This is a genomic window from Pseudarthrobacter sp. PH31-O2 (assembly GCF_030063265.1).
In the GTDB taxonomy this organism is placed as follows: domain Bacteria; phylum Actinomycetota; class Actinomycetes; order Actinomycetales; family Micrococcaceae; genus Arthrobacter.
The window spans coordinates 249,847-267,268 of sequence record NZ_JASIST010000006.1; the positions used below are offsets into that span (position 1 = coordinate 249,847).

13 protein-coding genes, 1 tRNA gene and 1 pseudogene are annotated in these 17,422 nt (G+C 61.7%); 8 read left to right on the forward strand and 7 right to left on the reverse strand.

Going from position 1 to position 17,422, the window contains the following annotated elements; translation table 11 throughout:
- Positions 1-22: 22 nt before the first annotated feature.
- From QMG72_RS11695 to QMG72_RS11710, 4 genes are all read right to left on the reverse strand, one after another.
- On the reverse strand, positions 23-568 hold the full coding sequence (locus QMG72_RS11695) for an AMIN-like domain-containing (lipo)protein (RefSeq protein WP_226776324.1): 546 nt from the start codon (positions 566-568) through the stop codon (positions 23-25).
- Positions 569-812: 244 nt separating this feature from the next.
- Positions 813-1,115: a DUF4193 domain-containing protein gene (locus QMG72_RS11700; RefSeq protein ID WP_226776323.1), complete on the reverse strand. Its 303-nt coding sequence runs from the start codon at positions 1,113-1,115 to the stop codon at positions 813-815.
- A 200-nt stretch (positions 1,116-1,315) separates the two neighbouring features.
- Positions 1,316-1,804 carry a GyrI-like domain-containing protein gene (locus QMG72_RS11705; RefSeq protein ID WP_226776322.1) on the reverse strand — a complete coding sequence of 163 codons (489 nt, stop codon included), beginning with the start codon at positions 1,802-1,804 and terminating at the stop codon, positions 1,316-1,318.
- A gap of 189 nt (positions 1,805-1,993) precedes the next feature.
- Positions 1,994-2,076, reverse strand: a tRNA-OTHER gene (locus tag QMG72_RS11710).
- 565 nt (positions 2,077-2,641) lie between these two features.
- Between QMG72_RS11710 and QMG72_RS11715 the strand changes: the two genes are divergently transcribed.
- Genes QMG72_RS11715 through QMG72_RS11730 form a run of 4 tightly spaced genes read left to right on the forward strand, consistent with a single transcriptional unit; the run spans position 2,642 to position 9,957 of the window.
- Positions 2,642-4,612 carry a type I restriction-modification system subunit M gene (locus QMG72_RS11715; RefSeq protein ID WP_283480571.1) on the forward strand — a complete coding sequence of 657 codons (1,971 nt, stop codon included), beginning with the start codon at positions 2,642-2,644 and terminating at the stop codon, positions 4,610-4,612.
- The gene (locus tag QMG72_RS11720) at positions 4,609-5,922 is read left to right on the forward strand and encodes a restriction endonuclease subunit S (protein WP_283480572.1); all 1,314 of its coding nucleotides are present in this window, start codon (positions 4,609-4,611) and stop codon (positions 5,920-5,922) included. Before QMG72_RS11715 ends, QMG72_RS11720 begins: the two co-directional genes overlap by 4 nt.
- Before the next feature lie 14 nt (positions 5,923-5,936).
- Positions 5,937-6,869 carry a restriction endonuclease gene (locus QMG72_RS11725; RefSeq protein WP_283480592.1) on the forward strand — a complete coding sequence of 311 codons (933 nt, stop codon included), beginning with the start codon at positions 5,937-5,939 and terminating at the stop codon, positions 6,867-6,869.
- 10 nt (positions 6,870-6,879) lie between these two features.
- Positions 6,880-9,957: a type I restriction endonuclease subunit R gene (locus QMG72_RS11730; RefSeq protein ID WP_283480573.1), complete on the forward strand. Its 3,078-nt coding sequence runs from the start codon at positions 6,880-6,882 to the stop codon at positions 9,955-9,957.
- Between the two features lie 535 nt (positions 9,958-10,492).
- Here the strand turns inward: QMG72_RS11730 and QMG72_RS11735 are convergent.
- Entirely contained in the window at positions 10,493-10,807 is a 315-nt protein-coding gene (locus QMG72_RS11735) for a hypothetical protein (protein WP_283480575.1), read from the reverse strand.
- 460 nt (positions 10,808-11,267) lie between these two features.
- On the opposite strand from QMG72_RS11735, the pseudogene QMG72_RS17850 reads away from it, so the two are divergent.
- The 4 genes and pseudogenes from QMG72_RS17850 to QMG72_RS11750 form a co-directional block, all read left to right on the forward strand.
- Positions 11,268-11,534, forward strand: a pseudogene (locus tag QMG72_RS17850) (helicase associated domain-containing protein); the annotation flags it as partial.
- Between the two features lie 139 nt (positions 11,535-11,673).
- Positions 11,674-12,087: a helicase associated domain-containing protein gene (locus tag QMG72_RS11740; protein WP_283480577.1), complete on the forward strand. Its 414-nt coding sequence runs from the start codon at positions 11,674-11,676 to the stop codon at positions 12,085-12,087.
- An 804-nt stretch (positions 12,088-12,891) separates the two neighbouring features.
- The gene (locus QMG72_RS11745; RefSeq protein ID WP_283480578.1) at positions 12,892-13,692 is read left to right on the forward strand and encodes a DUF4839 domain-containing protein; all 801 of its coding nucleotides are present in this window, start codon (positions 12,892-12,894) and stop codon (positions 13,690-13,692) included.
- 549 nt (positions 13,693-14,241) lie between these two features.
- Positions 14,242-15,600, forward strand: coding sequence for an IS110 family RNA-guided transposase (locus tag QMG72_RS11750; RefSeq protein WP_283480580.1), 1,359 nt, complete (start codon positions 14,242-14,244; stop codon positions 15,598-15,600).
- A gap of 275 nt (positions 15,601-15,875) precedes the next feature.
- Here the strand turns inward: QMG72_RS11750 and QMG72_RS11755 are convergent, their stop codons facing one another.
- Together QMG72_RS11755 and QMG72_RS11760 are read right to left on the reverse strand one after the other, a co-directional pair.
- Entirely contained in the window at positions 15,876-16,448 is a 573-nt protein-coding gene (locus QMG72_RS11755) for a hypothetical protein (protein ID WP_283480581.1), read from the reverse strand.
- Positions 16,449-16,890: 442 nt separating this feature from the next.
- Entirely contained in the window at positions 16,891-17,322 is a 432-nt protein-coding gene (locus QMG72_RS11760; protein ID WP_283480582.1) for a hypothetical protein, read from the reverse strand.
- Between the last annotated feature and the right edge of the window lie 100 nt (positions 17,323-17,422).

Here is a 17,422-nt window from a genome sequence, read left to right on the forward strand (position 1 = left end):
CTCGACCCGGGCGGAAGTGCCCTCACCAGAAATGGGCGACGTCGATTACCAGCCGTGAGCCGGCGTCGGGTCCGGCGAGGGCGAAGACGCGGAACGGCAACCGGGCCCGGACCCCGAGGCCGAGGCTCGAATACCCTTCGAAGCTGCCGGCCCACGCGATCTGTTTGAACGTCTGGTAGCCGCTGACGTTGCTGAGCTCGGCCGGATCTGCCGGGGTGTAGGTTGAGTTGCCGCTGTCGTCGTACGCCGGAGCGTTCACCGTGACCTGAAGGAACGCCTGGCCCCGCAGCGGGACGGGGAGGCCGGAGCCGTCGCGGACCACTTGCGGAACGTAGTGCACGGTATACCCGCCGACTGGCCCGTTGAGGTCGATGACCAGCCGGTCGAAGCAGTAGTGCTGCCCGGTGCGGACGTTGTTCACCTTCGCCTGGCTCATCGCAGGATCCGCTTTTATCAGCGATCCCCACACCAGTCCGCAGTATGGATCTGCCGAGGCCGGACCGGGCGCTACCAGCCCCGATCCAATCGCCACCACAATAGCCAACAGCAACACCCGGAATGTTTTCACTCGGCCGCCCCCTCAGGAGATGAGATAACTCCAGAATAGGAGCCTTTGGCAGCCAAAACGAGGGCCCAGCTGTTTCGGCGCCCAACCGTTAGCTTGCCCCGGTCCCGGTCACAGGAGCGTTGCACCGCAGTGGACCCTCTGCCGCCGGCGATACCCGCCGGGAACAGCGAAGCGCCGGGCCCCCATCGGGATCCGGCGCTTGGCGGTGACTGGTATGAAGTGGTGATTCGCGGCGGAAGGTCCCCTATCCTTCGCAATCGCGGCAGAACTTCAGACCGTTCTTTTCCTTGGCCACCTGGGACCGGTGACGCACCAGGAAACAGGACGAGCAGGTAAATTCGTCCGACTGCTCGGGGACAACTGTAACTGTCAACTCTTCGCCGGACAGGTCAGCGCCGGGAAGATCGATGCCTTCGGCCGTGTCGTTCTCGTCGAGATCGATGACAGCCGTCTGGGCGCCACCGCTGCGGGACGCCTGAAGGGCCTCCAGCGATTCAGCGGGAGTTTCTTCTTCTGTCTTGCGGGGTGCGTCGTAATCGGTAGCCATTTGGGGGTTCACTTTCGTTGCTGCGCAGCGCCATCTCAGGCACCTCAGTGAAGCAGTTTAGGACATTATGCACGCAGTGGAACAATAGTGTGGCGAATCCGACATTTTGCGTCGCGTCGCTCCGCGGAGGGGAGGGCGCGGGCCCGCCAGAAGCGCTGACAGGCCGGCGGCGCCGGCCGCCGCCCGCGGTCGGCTGTCCCTCAGGCGACCGGCCAGACGACGAGCGTCTTCCACTTGGACGAGTCGGGTTCCGCGGCCGGGTCGGTGAGATAGGACTCCCACATGGCTCCTCCGGGGGTGAGGCCCTCGGCCTGCATCTTTGACATGATCAGCCCATACGTGTCCGGGAGAGTGTCGTAGGGGCCCATGTGGGTCGCCTCCAGGGCATGGCCCGCGGGCAGTGTCCCCGCCGTCACTTCGCCGCCCGCAACACCGGGAAAAGGTGCTGCGACGGGAAATCCGGCCTCGACGTCGACGACGTCGGTCGGCGTCCCCCGGTACATCGCGAACGGCGGTCCGGCCAGCTGGACGTTTTGCTGCTGGACGGCACTCAGTACGGCGCTGAAGGCGCGGTCGAAGAACGCCGTCAACTCCTTCATGGGAACGGTTTCGCGCAGCACGGCGGTCGGCAGTGCCTCCAACTGGGTGGACCTGATGTCCGGCGTCAATTCCGGATTCGTTTCTGTCATACGCCAAGATTCCGCCGGCCGGTTTCCGGGGTCTAGGGCCTTATGTCCCCCTGCCGCGCGTCAGCGGACCGCGTGATGGGCCCGACGCCGGTTGCCTGGCTGTGGTGGGTTTGGGGGTTGGCGGCCGGGGTTAAAACAGAAACCGCACCGCCGACGGGGTGGGACCCGGCAGCGGCGCGGTTTTTCGCGGGCCCCCTGTCGGATTCGAACCGACGACCCCCGCTTATCACGGCGGGGTATCCCGGGCATTCCCGGCGGTGCCCAAAAAGCGCTCCTGACCAGCAATTTCGCGGCTATTGATGTCGAAATTCTACCCGCGGGATCCCGGCAGTTCCCGTTCAAAGCGTGTCGTAAACGTGTCGTTTCCGTGTAGTCACGCTCTGGTCACGGTAGACGGTGGCCACGCGGTTTATGCTCGGTGTCCCCATGAGCCGGCGTCGTGAAAGATCTACAGGAACTTCATAGCTGGGGGTTTTTCCGGCACGTTTTGAATTTGCTGCCGGGAGGGTCGCGGGACATGGCTGCAGCCATGGACAGGGCGTTCGGACCAACGGCGTGACCGCCTGACATTGGCTGCACTCACGCCTCGCGTAGGCTTCCACGTCCGGCATCCCGATTCTTCGTATCGAAACCAGGGCGCGACTCGCCTGAACTGTTCACGCCGCGCTGATCTCCCCCCTCCGGACACGGAAAATGGACCCCTCCCCATAGAATGCAAGAGAAAGTACGTGCGTGATCGATGAACGCTGCACGGCAATGGGGGCAACGCTTACGGCTGTAACAGCCGCTACCGCATGACACCGCCCGTCCTTTGCCTGCGCAAGGGAAGTGGGAGCAGTGGCCGGCAACAACAACGCCAACCTGGTGTGGAGCATCGCGAATATCCTGCGGGGCACCTACAAACCGGCACAGTACGGCTCGGTGGTCCTCCCGTTCACCATCTTGCGCCGCCTCGACTGCGTCCTCGAGAAAACCAAAGACGCGGTCCTCGCCGAGGCAGAGGCCAAGAGGGATCTGAACATCCCGCTGGACACCTTCCTGCAGAAGGCCTCCGGCCACAGCTTTTTCAACACCTCCCGCTTCGACTTCGCCACGCTCCTGAATGACCCCACCAACATCAAGGCCAACATCCTCAACTACGTCCAAGGCTTCTCAGAGAACACCCGGGACATCTTCGAGCGCTTCGAGTTCTACAAGACGCTCGAAAAGCTGGACAGCGCCGACCTGCTCTACCACGTCACCAAGGACTTCGCCGCGATCGACCTCCATCCGGGAACCATCAGCAACATCGAGATGGGCCTCATGTTCGAGGAGCTCATCCGCCGCTTCGCCGAAGCCTCCAACGAGACCGCCGGTGAACACTTCACCCCGCGCGAGGTCATCCAGCTCATGGTCCAGCTGCTTCTGAACTACGACGACGACGTCCTCACCAAAGAGGGAATTGTCCGGTCCATCTACGACCCCACCGCCGGCACCGGCGGCATGCTCACCGTGGCCCAGGAACACCTCCACGAACTGAACCCCAGCGCCTCCCTCGTCGCGTACGGGCAGGAGATCAACGACGAGTCCTACGCCATCTGCAAGTCGGACCTGCTGATCAAGGGCCAGGACATCTCCAAGATCTCCGTCGGCGACACCCTCGCTAATGACCAGAACATCGGCCAGCAGTTCGACTTCATGCTCTCCAACCCGCCCTTCGGCGTGGAATGGAAGAAGATCCAGCCGCAGATCCAGAAGGAACACGAACTCCACGGCTTCGAGGGCCGCTTCGGCCCGGGCCTGCCCCGCGTCAGCGACGGGTCACTGCTCTTCCTCCTGCACCTGGTCCGCAAAATGCGCCCCGCGCACGACGGCGGCTCCCGCATCGGCATCGTCCTGAACGGCTCACCCCTGTTCACCGGCGGCGCCGGCTCAGGCGAGTCCGAGATCCGCAAATACCTGATCGAGAACGACTTCGTCGAGGCCATCATCGCCCTGCCCACGGACATGTTCTACAACACCGGCATCGCCACCTACATCTGGATCCTCTCCAACAGCAAGAAACAAAAACACCCCGAACGCGTCGGCAAGATCCAACTCATCAACGGCGTCGACTTCTTTGCAAAGATGCGCAAAAGCCTCGGATCCAAACGCAAGGAACTCGGGCCCGGCGACATCGCCCGGATCGTCAGCCTCTACGGTGCCTTCGAGGACGACACCGAGACCTCCAAGATCTTCAACAACCGGGACTTCGGCTACTCCACCATCACCGTCGAACGCCCCCTCAAGCTCAACTTCGCCTGCGCCCCCGAACGGATCGACGCCGTCCTCGCGCAGAAGCCGGTCGAAAAACTATCCGACGACGACCGGCAGCTGCTCGAAAAAACCCTCACCCACATCGGCGAAGCCGAAACCACGCTCTGGACCAACCGAGAGCAATTCCTCAAGGCACTGAAACCGGCACTCACCCAGTCCGGGCTCAAACTCGGTGCGCCCGTCCTGAAGGCGGTGCTGGCGGGGCTCTCCGAACGCGACGAGACCGCCGACGTCTGCACGGGCCCGAAAGGCACCCCCGAGCCGGACACGGACCTGCGCGACACCGAAAACGTCCCCCTGAGCGAAGACATTCAGGCCTACTTCGAACGCGAAGTCCTCCCCCACGTCCCCGACGCCTGGCTAGACCCCACCAAAACCAAGATCGGCTACGAGATCCCCTTCACCCGACACTTCTACGAATACGTCGCACCCAGGTCCCTCGACGAAATCGACGCCGACCTCAACAAACTCATCGGAGAGATCACCACGCTGCTGGCAGAGGTCGAGCAGTGACAGCACTCAATGCATACGCAGAATACAAGGACTCGGGTCACGAATGGCTCGGAAGCGTACCGACTCACTGGAGCGTCGTCCCAAGCAAGTGGCTGTTTAGTCTCCGTGCGGATCGTCCGGATTCGGATGCCATCCATCTGATGGCTTCGCAAAAGTACGGGGTTATATCCCAAGCCCAGTTCATGGCTGAGAAGGACCAGCGGGTTGTCCAGACCATCGTGGGCGGCGAAAACATGAAGAAGATTTGCCCCGACGACTTCCTGATTCACCTGCGAAGCTTTCAAGGAGGCATCGAATGGTCAGCAAATGAAGGTAAGGTCAGCCCGGCATACACCGTCTTGCGCCCCAAGCGCGGAGTGCACCCCCCTTTTTTCTATTACCTCCTAAAATCCGCTGGTTACATTCAAGAACTTCGTGCAACGACGAATCAACTGCGGGATGGGCAGTCGATGAACTACTCGCAATTTGCGATGGTTCCGCTTGTCGAAGTTCCGCTGCAGGAACAGGTAGGTATTGCCGAGTTCCTTGACCGCGAGACCGCCCAGATCGACGACCTTATCGGCAAGCAGGAGCGGCTCATCGAGCTGCTCGCCGAGAAGCGCCAGGCCATCATCATCCACACCGTCACCAAAGGCCTCGACCCCACCGCCCCCACCAAACCCTCCGGCATTCCCTGGCTCGGCGACGTGCCTGTTCACTGGTCTCTCCCCAGACTGAAGAATTGCAGCCGGGTCAAGCGCGGCCGATTCATGCACCGCCCCAGAAACGCCCCCCACCTCTACGGCGGTGAATACCCGTTCATCCAGACCGGAGCGATAGCTCGCGCGAAGGGAAAATACATAAGTGATTTTTCCCAAACGCTGTCCGCGGCTGGCATGGAAACTAGTGCCATGATGCCGAAAGGAACACTAGTTATGGCAATCGCCGCCAACATCGCCGACGTTGCGATACTTTCGTTCGATAGTTGTGCCCCTGATTCTGTCGTGGGCTTTCAGCCCACGAGTCAGGCAAATACTGATTTCCTCTACTACGCCCTGACTGCTAAACGTGACGAACTCACGAGCGAAGCTCCCGTTACTTCTCAGGGCAACCTAAATGTGGAGCGAGTGGGGAGTGTGACCGTGCCGCTCCCGCCAATAGATGAGCAGTCCGAGATCGTAGATTCGCTGGACAACCGGCTGGCTCAAATGTCCCATATCGTAACGAAAGCATTGGCGACAATGCGCCTTCTGTTGGAGCGCCGTTCCGCCCTGATCTCTGCCGCTGTCACCGGCAAGATCGATGTACGAGACGAGGCGTTCGCAGAGTGACAGCCAGCAGGAAAGTGCACGAGTACGTAGCACCGCTACTGAACGTGCTAAATGACGGACAAGCCCACAGCAGGCAGGACCTCTTTGCTCGGGTATCTGTAGCCCTGCAGCTGAGTGATGATGAGCGGGCCGAGCGCCTCCCGTCCGGAACGGTTCGTTGGACCCACAGGTTGAGTTGGGCCATTACCGAATGTGTGACTGCAGGGTTCGTCGTCCGCGTCGGCGCGGCGACCTACGAGATCTCATCTGCCGGGAAGGCCGTCATTGAATCGGGCCAGCCGATTGTCCGCCAAACGATCAAAGGCACGGATATGTACCGTGCGCACAAGGCTGACCTGCGCGCACGTAAGAGGCAGGCGGTCGAAACCTCCGGCGCCGAACCATCGGCTCTCGAAGTCACGGACGAACTCGACGAGGAGAGCTCTCCGACGGAGGCGCTGATCAACGCCGAGAAACGGCTCAACGACTCACTGGAAGCGCAGATCTACGAGAGTCTGCTCCAGCTCGATTCCCAGGCTTTTGAGCGACTCATCCTGCAGGTGGTCCAGTCCCTGGGCTACGGAACTGACCGGCAGGAGAATCTTCGGCCCACCCAGTACAGCGGCGACAAGGGCATCGACGGAATCATCTGGCAGGACTCCCTGGGCTTTGACCGCGTGTACCTGCAGGCAAAGCGATACGCCCAAGACCGCGCCATCGGCGGTCCAGACGTGCAGGCCTTCAGCGGCGCCCTCATGCAGCATCGGGCAACCAAGGGTCTGTTCATCACGACGTCAAGATTCACTACCGATGCCCAGGCCGTGGCGCGCGAGACGCTTCACTACTCCCTCAAGCTCATTGACGGGCAGCGCCTGGCAGAACTGATGGTCCGGTACGGCGTCGGGGTCCAAGTCGAAAGCACCATCGCCGTTAAGAAGTTCGACCAAGACTTCTTCGACAGCATCTAGGGGGAACTTTATGGCGCAGCACAATGAAGTGACATTCGAGGACGAGATCTGCCAGGCTCTCGCGGCGCAGGGCTGGATCTACGAGCCACGCCGGAAGGCCGGTGAGCTCTACGACGCCACCCGGGCCCTCGTCCCGGAAGATGTCTTCGCCTGGCTCGCCGACACCCAGCCGGAACAGCTCGCCAAGGTCCTGAAGCCCACGGATTCCCCCGCGGAGCACCAAGTCGCGAAGCGGTTGCTGCTGGACCGGCTGTGCAAGGTTCTGGACAAGCCGGCGGCCAAGGAAGCCGGCATGCTCTCGGTCCTGCGCACGGGGTTCAAGGACGTCGCGGCCAGGTTCGACATGTGCCAGTTCAAGCCGGCCATGGGCCTGAACCCGGAAACCCTCGAGCGCTACGGCAAGGTCCGCCTCCGGGTCATCCGGCAGGTCCACTACTCCACCGTCGACACGAAGAGGAGCATCGATCTGGTCCTGTTCGTCAACGGCCTGCCGGTCGCGACCATCGAACTCAAGACGGACTTCACGCAGAACATCAATGACGCAGTCGAGCAGTACCGCAAGGACCGGGTCCCCCGCAACGCCAAAAACAAGGACGAGCCGCTGCTGTCCTTCGGCCGCCGCGCCCTGGTGCACTTCGCCGTCAGCAACGACGAAATTCAGATGACCACCGAACTCAAGGGCAAGGACACCTACTTCCTGCCCTTCAACCTCGGCGACAACGGCCATGCCGGCAACCCGCCCAACCCCAAGGGCTCGGCCACCAGCTACCTCTGGGAACAGGTCCTCCAGCGCGATTCCTGGCTGAACATCATCGGCAAGTTCCTGCACCTGCAGATCAGCGACAAGACCAACCCCGTCACCGGCGAACGGGAGGTCCGCAAGTCGCTGCTCTTCCCCCGCTACCACCAATGGGACGTGGTCAACCAGCTCATCGAGACCGCCTGCGCCGAAGGCCCCGGCCACCGCTATCTGGTGCAGCACTCCGCCGGGTCCGGCAAGACCAACTCCATCGCGTGGACAGCGCACCAGCTCAGCTCCCTCCACGGCGCCGGCAACGAAAAGATCTTCGACTCCGTTATTGTCGTGACGGACCGGACCGTACTGGACGCCCAGCTCCAGGACGCGATCTACCAGATCGAGCACAAGTCCGGCGTCGTCGTCCCCATCCGCGGCAACGCAGGATCCAAATCCGCCGAACTCACCGCCGCTCTGGTGGCCGGGACACCAATCATCATCGTCACCATCCAGACCTTCCCGTTCGCACTGAAGGCCATCGCCGAATCCCAGGCCCTGAAGGGCCGGAACTTCGCCATCATCGCCGACGAGGCTCACTCCTCCCAGACCGGCTCCACCGCCAACAAGCTCAAAAAGGTCCTCTCCGCCGAGGAACTCGCCGACGTGAACGACGGCGGCGAGTTCGACGTCGAATCCTTTTTGGCGGCGGAGATGGCCGAGCGTGCCGACGCGAGAAACATCAGCTACTTCGCCTTCACCGCCACGCCCAAGGCCAAGACCCTGGAGCTGTTCGGCCGCCTGGGCCCGGACGGGCTACCGCAGCCGTTCCACCTCTACTCCATGCAGCAGGCCATCGAGGAACACTTCATCCTGGACGTGCTGCAGAACTACACCAGCTACAAGGTCGCCTACCGGCTCACCCACGAGGGCCGGGACTATGACTCAGACGACACTCAAGTAGAGAAGTCCGAGGCGCTGAAGTCTTTAATGAACTGGGTGAAGCTGCACCCGTACAACGTCAGCCAGAAGGTCCAGGTGATCGTGGAGCACTTCCGCGCCAACGTCGCCTGGCGCCTCGACGGCAAGGCCAAGGCCATGGTCGTCACCGGATCCCGCAAGGAAGCCGTCCGCTACAAACTCGCCATCGACAAATACATCCACGACGCTGGCTACACCGGACTAGGGGCGATGGTCGCGTTCTCCGGGGAAGTGAATGACGACGAATCCGGTCCCGAGGCGTTCACTGAGATCAACATGAACCCTGGCGTAAAGGGCCGTACCCTGCCGGAGGCGTTCTCCACGGACGAGTACAAGATCATGCTGGTGGCCAACAAGTTCCAGACCGGCTTCGACCAGCCGCTGCTTGTGGCGATGTATGTGGACAAGAAGCTCTCCGGGGTTTCCGCCGTGCAGACTCTGTCGCGGCTGAACCGCACCGCCGTGGGTAAGGACCAGACCTTTGTGTTGGACTTCGTCAACGATCCGGATGAGATCCTGGCGTCCTTCCAGCCCTACTTCCGTGAAGCCGCTCTGGAGGGTGTCTCCGACCCGAACGTGGTGCATGATCTTCAGGCCAAACTTGATGCCGCCCAGATCTACCTCGAGTCCGAGGTAGACGGTCTCGTAAAGTCCTATGTCCTGGAGGCAGGCAACAACGCACTCTCTGGCTGGGTGGCCCCAGCAAAGTCGCGCTTCAACACCCGCTACAACGAAGCCGTCGCCGAAGGCGACAAGACCGCCCAGGACGAGCTGGACCTGTTCCGCAAGGATCTGGGCTCCTTCGTCCGCGCCTACGACTTCCTGTCCCAGATCGTCGATTTCGCCGACACGGACCTGGAGAAACGATCGATCTATTACAAGCATCTTCTGCCGGTGCTCCGCGTCAACGACGCCCGGGTGGCGCTGGACCTCTCCGGCGTTGTGCTGGCCAAGTACGCGCTCAAGGATAAGGGCGAGGCGCAATTGCAACTCACGGATGAGGAAGCGCTGCTGAAGCCGCCGACCGACGTCGGAACGGGGCAGGGCAAGGACCCCGTCCTCGTGACGTGGGAGGAAGTCATCCAACGGGCTAACCTCCCATTCGAAGGCGAAGAGCTCGACGCAGTTGGCCACTTCGTAGAGGGTGTTCGGCGGGAACTGGTCAAGAACGAGGTCCTGCAGAAGCAGGCGCAGAACAACTCCCGAAGCCACTTCGGCAGCAGCCCGCACCTCGAATCTGCTGTCACAGAGGCGGTATCCAACTCCATGGACAGCCACTACAACCTGAGCCTCCAAGCCCTGGGCGACAAGACAAAAATGCAGGCCCTACTGAAGATGCTGAGTGAGCTGGTCTACGAGGAGCTGCAGGCGTGATCTGAAGGCTGAGCGGACGCGAACAGGCGTGCGAATGATGTCGGCGGAAGAGCGGGCGAGCGGAAGGTCCGGAAACTACAAATTTCCGAACAAGCCGTTCGCCAGGTCGGCGGGCACGGTGCGCGATGTGCCTATCTCCCACGCGGTCGGGACGGCAACGACTCATCGGCCGGGAACAAGCACGTGGGGCACGTGATTCACGCGGTTCCGCCCTGGCTGACCCTCTGAGCGACTCAATTACAACATCCCGCTAGGGACATGCCCAAAGCGTTTCCCGGGCCACAGAGAGCCCAACGGTGCCCGCAGGAGCTTTGATCATTCAGACTAGGTCGCGGAAGGCGCTCCGTCCCGGTATGCGGGCTTGTGGACCCCGCCGTCGCGTCCCAAAAGTAGCCGCCGGCACCGTAATCGGTGTACGCGCGCCCTGTTTGAGGTGCTTCGTCGCCCCCTTCGTTGGCCGGAAAGCATCTCGTCCGGGTCCCTTTCAGGGCTGACGGGACCTTCACGTCGTGGCCGGAGCCGTTCCATTTATCGATCAGCAGCACGTGCGTTCAGCGAATTCCAGCACCTTGTTTCCGGCCTCGTCGCCATCCCCGCGAGGGGTGCTAACGGCGTCCTCGACGGGGTCGTACCAGATCACATCCAGCTGCACTCCCTCATGAGATTCGCCGAACCCGTTTACGATCAGTTCGGCGACAACCTCCTGAACGCCCTCGGCGCTGGCGACCATTCCGGAGGCTGCCAGGAGGTCCCTGACGGCCTTCGTGCGGGCCTCGTCGGATCCGCCGTCGTCAAGGGTGGGTGCCGAACGCTGCCCGCCGCTCCCCCAGAAGCTGCTCAGGGGTCCCAAGGGAAGTCCACAACAGCTGAGCCGGGGCGTTGCGGAGCAGGTCGCTGACCGGGACCGAAGCGTCAAGTTTCTTCACCACCCCGCGAGTTCGATAGCGCTCTTCGAAACCGCGTTGATTCCGTTTCCGGTCTAATCCCCAGAACTTGTACGCCATTTCGAGGTCTTCAGAAGTTGTCGCAGGCGTCTTTATCGCCCCCGTTTCGGCGTCGCTCCTGTGCTTGTTCAGATCCTAATCGGACAGAAAGGATGTCACGCGCGACGAGCCGTGCGGTCCTCCCGATTTGGCAATATCGTTCTTCGAGTGCTGAGGAACCGAAGATCTGGAACTCGAATGGTGAAATCCCTCGTTCCAAGTTCGGCCGAAAGCACGCGCTGATCCGCTCCAGAGACGATGGAACAGGCCGTCGGCGTCTCAAACGCATAGGGACTTAAGAACGTACCGGACTAGTGAAGGGCTGTCATGGCAGCGAAAAGCAGAAATCAAGAAGTCGGGCTTCCCGGTGGAGCCGAGAGCCGCGTTTCAGCGGCACCCGTAAGAGCCCCCGTCAGAACGCGCGAGGAACAGTGGCAGGAGCGCTACGGTGACCTGCGCGCCTTCCTTGATCTGACCGGAAATCTTCCGCGCGTCACCTGCCACGACACGTTCGAACAGGCACTTGGGTCCTGGATCAGGACCCAACGCAAGGCTCTCGGCGAGGGCCGGTTATCCGAAGAGCGTGCCGTGATGCTCCGAGCGCTGCCAGTTTCCGGGGTTCTGGATACACCCCCAGCGGGGCCGGACAACCTGGACCGTCTGGACGCCTTTTACCGCGCGCATCTCCGGCTTCCGAAGCCCACCGCGCCCAAGGGCACAGAGGAGCACGCCCTTGCGTATTACCTCGTTCACCAGCTACGCCCACGGATCCAATCAGGAAAGATCAGTCCGGAGCGCACCGAAAGGGTGGCCCGCAGTCATTCGCCAGATCGCGAACCCCGAGGAGATGCTGAAAGCGCTGCGCGCGTTCATCGCCGAGCACGGCCGGCGCCCACGTACCACCAAGACCGCGGCGGCCTCGGAGCGATCCCTTGGCGTGTGGGCCACCAACCAAAACTCCCGGCGATCGGAGCGCCCCGGCTCGTCCGCCGATGTCCGCCGCACGGAGGTCCGCCAGTTGCTCGAAAGCGTGCCAACCTTCAGTCAAGCCCGGCAGAATCAGACACAGCACGATGAGCAGGATAGTGAAAGGCCGACTCTTGATTTGAAAAATCGCCCGCGGCAATTGTCGTCGTCATCGTCCTGACAGAAGCACTCGCCCTCTTCTTGTGCCGCCTTGGCCGATCGCCTTCGCATCGCCCTCCCCGCCGGTACAGGAAGAGGGAGAATTGCAGCCGTCCCGGAAGCTCTGAGGTCTTCGGTTCCGGCGAGGAAATCCCACTCCGTTTCCTACCTCTTCTTCCTCCGGCGAGCTCGTCGATGATGATCCCTCCGGCGGCGATGCTGTGCTGATCAGCGCGACTGTGTTCATGCTGGCACCCAGGTCGGCGGTCGGAAAACGGTAGTCTGCGAGATTCATCGCAGCTCCCTGAATGTTCAGTCCCGGTTTCCTCGAGAGAACGGGAGACAACAATATGAAACCGACTACTCTAAACACTTCCGCCCGTTCTGCGCTGTCAGGCCCACCGACGGGAAGTGGCTGTGCCGTGACCTAGAGGTCGTGAGACGGCGGCGACTGGTTTCAGTGAGCTCGCGGCGCCCAGGCCGTGTCGCACTCCGTAAGCACCGCCGGGACGGTCCCCTCGAAGCGATTGAACGTGTAGTTGGAGAACTGCTGGGCCAGGCCGCCGAACAGCTCTCTCGACCCAGTGCTGGCCGAAGGCATCAAGCCAGACGCCCCAGAACGCTCACGGGCTCGTTACGGGCCCGAAGCCCCTGCTGAGAACCGCCGTCGCTTTCGAGGTTTTTGGGCCCTATTTGGCGAGCCCCGGCTCGGAAAGAATGGTCACGCTTTATGCTGATCAAGCTAACCGCGAACTGCGCGGTGGGAACCAGATGGCGCGAGTCTCCGTCAGGCCCAGGGCACTTAATTTAGGGGTTGGGGAACCGCATGTCCGGCGACATTAGGTACGAGTACAAATCTATTCAGGCCGTGCGCGGTATGGAGAACCGCTCGATTACCAAGACGCAGGAAGAAGGCGGCTGGGAACTCGTCGACCAGACCCAAGGCATGCTGCGAACCACGCTGAACTTCCGGCGCGTTAGGCCCGAGACATCCTGGTCGAAGACGTGGCAGGCGTTTAGGGGACTTGCGCCCGCAAAGCAGCGAGCTCTCGCGGTAGCAGTGGCCGTTATGCTGCCCATCGCTGCTGTCGGCATCGGAATCGCTGCCGCACAGGACAAGGGCAACACCAACGCCACCCAGTCGACCGAGTTGGCGACCAAGTCGGCGATTAAGCCGGCGACCGTGAACGATACGCCCGTCCCGTTGCCTACTCCGACCTTGCCTGAAAAAACAGATCAAGTGATCACCGTCGAGAACAACAATGACTTTGCAGCAATCTTGGTGTCCACCGACTACTGCGCCCCCTCGATGGAGGAATTCGCGACCAAGTACAAGGGCCAGAAAGTCCAGTTCGACGGCTCGATCACGAACATGCAGAACCATGAGAATTACAGGACCCGATACGGCATCCTTATAGGCCCCGGGGACGCAGGGCCAAAGACGACCGCGGGCCCCGCGTTCAAGTACGAGAACGTGAACATGTCCGACCTCGAATTAGCCGGCAATAACGTACCGTCCTACGTGGGCGAGGGCGATAAGTTCCGGTTCACCGCCGAAGTCGGCGAGTACAACGCCAAACGCGGCTGCCTATTTTTCCTCACCCCGGTCTCGACGACAGTTCGATAGATCGTGGTCCTCGCCGCGAGAGAAGTTGGGACTGCCCCGATTTCGTTGACTCCTTGACCTGCCCCAGTTGGTTGGGCCCCCGTTAGCAGTCCAAGCGCCTATGCGATAGCTAGTTGGTTTCTTGCGTCCAGTTTTCCGGCTTGTATCCCTTAAGTACCCCCTGTTGAGGTGGGTGGTCGTCGTTTACGGTGGCCTTGGGAGGGGCCGGGGTGGTTCCGGTTTTCGGCTGGGCGTCATGGCTCGTGAAAGAGATCGTCGCCCCCGGCCTGTCTTCCAAGCAGACCCGATTGAGGGAATTGGTGGCCGGAGGAGAACGGTGCGCAGCACCGGTTTCGTCTCCGGGCAGGCACCGGATGACTTACAAGCGCGGGAGCTGTATCCGACGCTTCCTCAACAGTTGCGGGCATGTGAGGGAGATCGCCGCCGGCGCTCAAAGCAACGCATGACGGTTCTCCCAAAGGTGGGAAACCCGGCCTGGTGACTCGGCTGGTGGACCGGCAACGACGGGTTGTCCCATCGCACGTATTCGATGCGAGGAGGAGAACCATCATGCAGAATCAGGATAAACCCGCAGGACTCGTGCGGGCAGTGGCAGGTATCGACGCTGCCATCACAGCACGGCACCATATCGCGGTGCGGGAGTTTTTCGATGACGGAACAGAGCATCTGAGCCGATTCACGGTCGACCCGACGCTCGCCGGGCTGGAAAGGCTCTCGCAGCGGCTGGCCGCAGTTCAGGCGCCGCTGACGGCGGTCGTGGAGCCGACCTCGATGACCTGGCTGGCACTGGCCCTCGCGGTCGAGCGGGCCGGCGGGCAGATGGAAATGATCGGCGCCCGCCACTCCGCACGGCTGCGCGGGGCCATCATGGGCAAGAACAAGTCCGATGTCATTGACTCAGAAGTACTCACCCGCGCCGGGGAGATCTTCGACCCGCCACCTCTTATCCTGGCATCTCCGGGACAGCTGGCACTGCGGCGGGCCGTGGTCCGCCGGGCCGGCGCCGTCATTGACGGCAACCGGTACTGGCGGCGGTTGCTGTCGCTGGCGCGCTGGGCCTTTCCCGACGTGTGGACCGCTTTCGCCGGATCCGAATCAACAGCCCTCGCCGTGCTGGGCCGCTGGCCGGACCTGCGTTCCCTGGCATCGGCCCGCGCCGCCACACTGACAGCGGTGGTGGCAGCGCACACCCGGGACGTCGCCGACACCCCTGCCCGTGCCGCCGCGATCAAGGCCTCAGCGCGGGGATGGGCGGACTTTTGGGAGGGTCACCTGGACCTGGACGCGCTGGCTGTCGACGTCACTGAACATTTGACCGACCTGCAGGAATCCCGAGCCAGGGTCGAACGCTTCACCGCACATGCGCGGCAGTGGTGGGAACATCTCTACGGCGACGACCCGCTGATCCTCTCCCTGCCCGGCGTGGGCCCGGCAACCGGTCCGTGCATCCGCGCCTACTTCGGCGACGGATCAGGGTTCGACAGCGCCAAGAAAGCAGCCAACTATGTCGGCATCACCCCCTCAAACTGGTCCTCCGGGACGATGAACCAGCCCCGCCGGGCCATCAGCAAGGAAGGACCGGCACCGCTGCGCCTGGCCTTCTACCAGGCCGGCAGCGTCGCCCGGACCACGGACCCGCAGCTGGCCGCATTCTATCACCGGCTCATGACCGAACACGGACACTGCCACACCCAGGCCACCATCGCCGTCGCCACGAAACTGGCCGAAAGGACCTGGAAAACCCTCACCACCGGGCAAATGTATGAACTGCGTGACCTCGAGGGGCAGCCGGTCACCAGACGGGCCGCGAAGGAACTCATCGCCTCCCGCTACACCGTCACCCCCAAACAGCGCACCCAATCACGGTCCCACACGATCGAAGCGAAACGGGCACGCCTGACACGGTAGCCAGCCACCACGACCGATACCGTTCGGCAACCGGTCTGAGGCCACAGACGCTCTCCCGGCCACCACCAGCCCGGGGGGCGTCAATAGCCCTTGGCCGAGTGTCCTTGCCGGATGGATAGCACACCGTCGCCGGGCAGAACACAGGTGACGGTGCACGCAACCCTGCCTGGCCTTCCAGAGCCAAAAAAGGGTTGACAAAGCGTTAGGGAATCTCTTCAGAATTGAGTGTGTAGACAGCGCTCGGCGGTCTCACCATGCTGATGGTTCGGGCGTCCTCACCAATCGTCGTACTCTTTGCCAAATCCCCAGCGGAACAGCCCGGCGATGAAGCCGTGGTTCCTCAACCATGCGTCTCTTTGTGTCGGTGTCATCCCGTACGTCCGTAATTTGATCATCCAAGTGCTGGGGAAATACCTTACGCGCGCGTGAAGGCTTTTGTGATCGTCGTAGGACCAGAGCTTCCCGTTGCTGAGTTTGTACCAGTGTCGATTTGCGGCATCGGTGAACGCTACATAGCTGACGACCAGTGGGATGTTGTCGGGGTAGAGGAGTTCCCGCTTCCAGTCGTCTCCCATCATCAGCAGGGGTCTCGACGCGTGCTCTTGCCATGTCCACTTTGGATACTCTCTAAAATAGAGACTGACAGACGTGATGGGTGCGTCGCTTAGATTAATTACGTGAGTAAATGTTCGATGATCGTCGAACTCGGAGCCGAAGTAGATTCTATTGGCCTGCTCTCGCTGTCGTTCTCGTGTTAGCTTCTTCAGGTTATAGCCACCGTAGAGGACACCACCAATGGCGAGAAGTGTCGTGATCCATCCTGGCAAATCTCCGAAGTTTAGGTCCATGTAAGAACATTAGGCGATCAGAATTCTTGTCGCTAGGATTTCGTGAGGTTGATGGCTCCTAACGCATAAAGCGCGTCGTTCGGTAGGGCGGAATGGCGAGCATATAGACGTTTACCTACTCTTCAGAATTGAGAGTGTAGTTTCGGTCTGAATCCGTCGAATTCGAGGAGTGATTTGGCTACGTAGTTGCTGGGGTTGCGGAAGCCGAGGGAGGAGCCGCGTAGGTGTTCCAGCCGGCCATTGACCGCTTCGGTCCCAGATCGAATTCGTTCTGCACGCGGCCGGCACGCATCAGGAGGTCCAGCTGCTCCTCGCCTTCGCTCCCCAGGGGCAGCCTTACACAGCCGTACCGGACCTACCTCGTGACGCTCTGAGCCGTCCTTGTGGGCCAAGAAGGGGGTCGGCGGCCGGATTCCATGCCGCCGACCCCCTTTACTGTTCTCTAAGCTCGAACCATGGCGGCGCGGACCGCGTCGAGGACAGCGGGCAAGCCTTGGTAGTTCGACGCGCGGCTGGGCGGGAAGGTGAACACCTCGCCTGCTGCCTTAACCTCGAACTCAAGACGATCCGGCCAGACGCCACTAGGGCCGCGTACTTCGGTGATCCTCGTGATGTCCAGGGACTCGACGGCGCGCAGCGGGATTGCTGTTGCGCGGACCCTTCCTGGCGCAAACTCGCACCTCACCAGTAGCTGGCTTGTTACGGCCACAATGTGGCCCTCTGCAGTGTCCTGGAAACCGTCTAGAACGCGCCTCAGGTTGTAGTCCTCCAGGCTGTGGGCGGTGTACAGGATGGACTGGGTGTAAGTTACGGCGAGGATCTGCGACACGGCGATCGAGAGCCACTGTGTTAGCGGCCATGAAAAACTGCCCATAGGCGGCCACGGAACTGCCCACTGACGGCCATGAAAAGTGCCCGTTGGTGGCCATGAGATCTGCCCACTTCCTTACTGAACCCTGCTGCTTAAGCGGCGG

Excerpts from the sequence above, each read along its gene's own strand:
- QMG72_RS11700 (WP_226776323.1), bottom strand. The coding sequence starts at position 1,115 with ATGGCTACCGATTACGACGCACCCCGCAAGACAGAAGAAGAAACTCCC.
- QMG72_RS11705 (WP_226776322.1), bottom strand. The coding sequence starts at position 1,804 with ATGACAGAAACGAATCCGGAATTGACGCCGGACATCAGGTCCACCCAG.
- QMG72_RS11730 (WP_283480573.1), top strand. The coding sequence starts at position 6,880 with ATGGCGCAGCACAATGAAGTGACATTCGAGGACGAGATCTGCCAGGCT.
- QMG72_RS11745 (WP_283480578.1), top strand. The coding sequence starts at position 12,892 with ATGTCCGGCGACATTAGGTACGAGTACAAATCTATTCAGGCCGTGCGC.
- QMG72_RS11750 (WP_283480580.1), top strand. The coding sequence starts at position 14,242 with ATGCAGAATCAGGATAAACCCGCAGGACTCGTGCGGGCAGTGGCAGGT.
- QMG72_RS11755 (WP_283480581.1), bottom strand. The coding sequence starts at position 16,448 with ATGGACCTAAACTTCGGAGATTTGCCAGGATGGATCACGACACTTCTC.
- QMG72_RS11760 (WP_283480582.1), bottom strand. The coding sequence starts at position 17,322 with ATGGGCAGTTTTTCATGGCCGCTAACACAGTGGCTCTCGATCGCCGTG.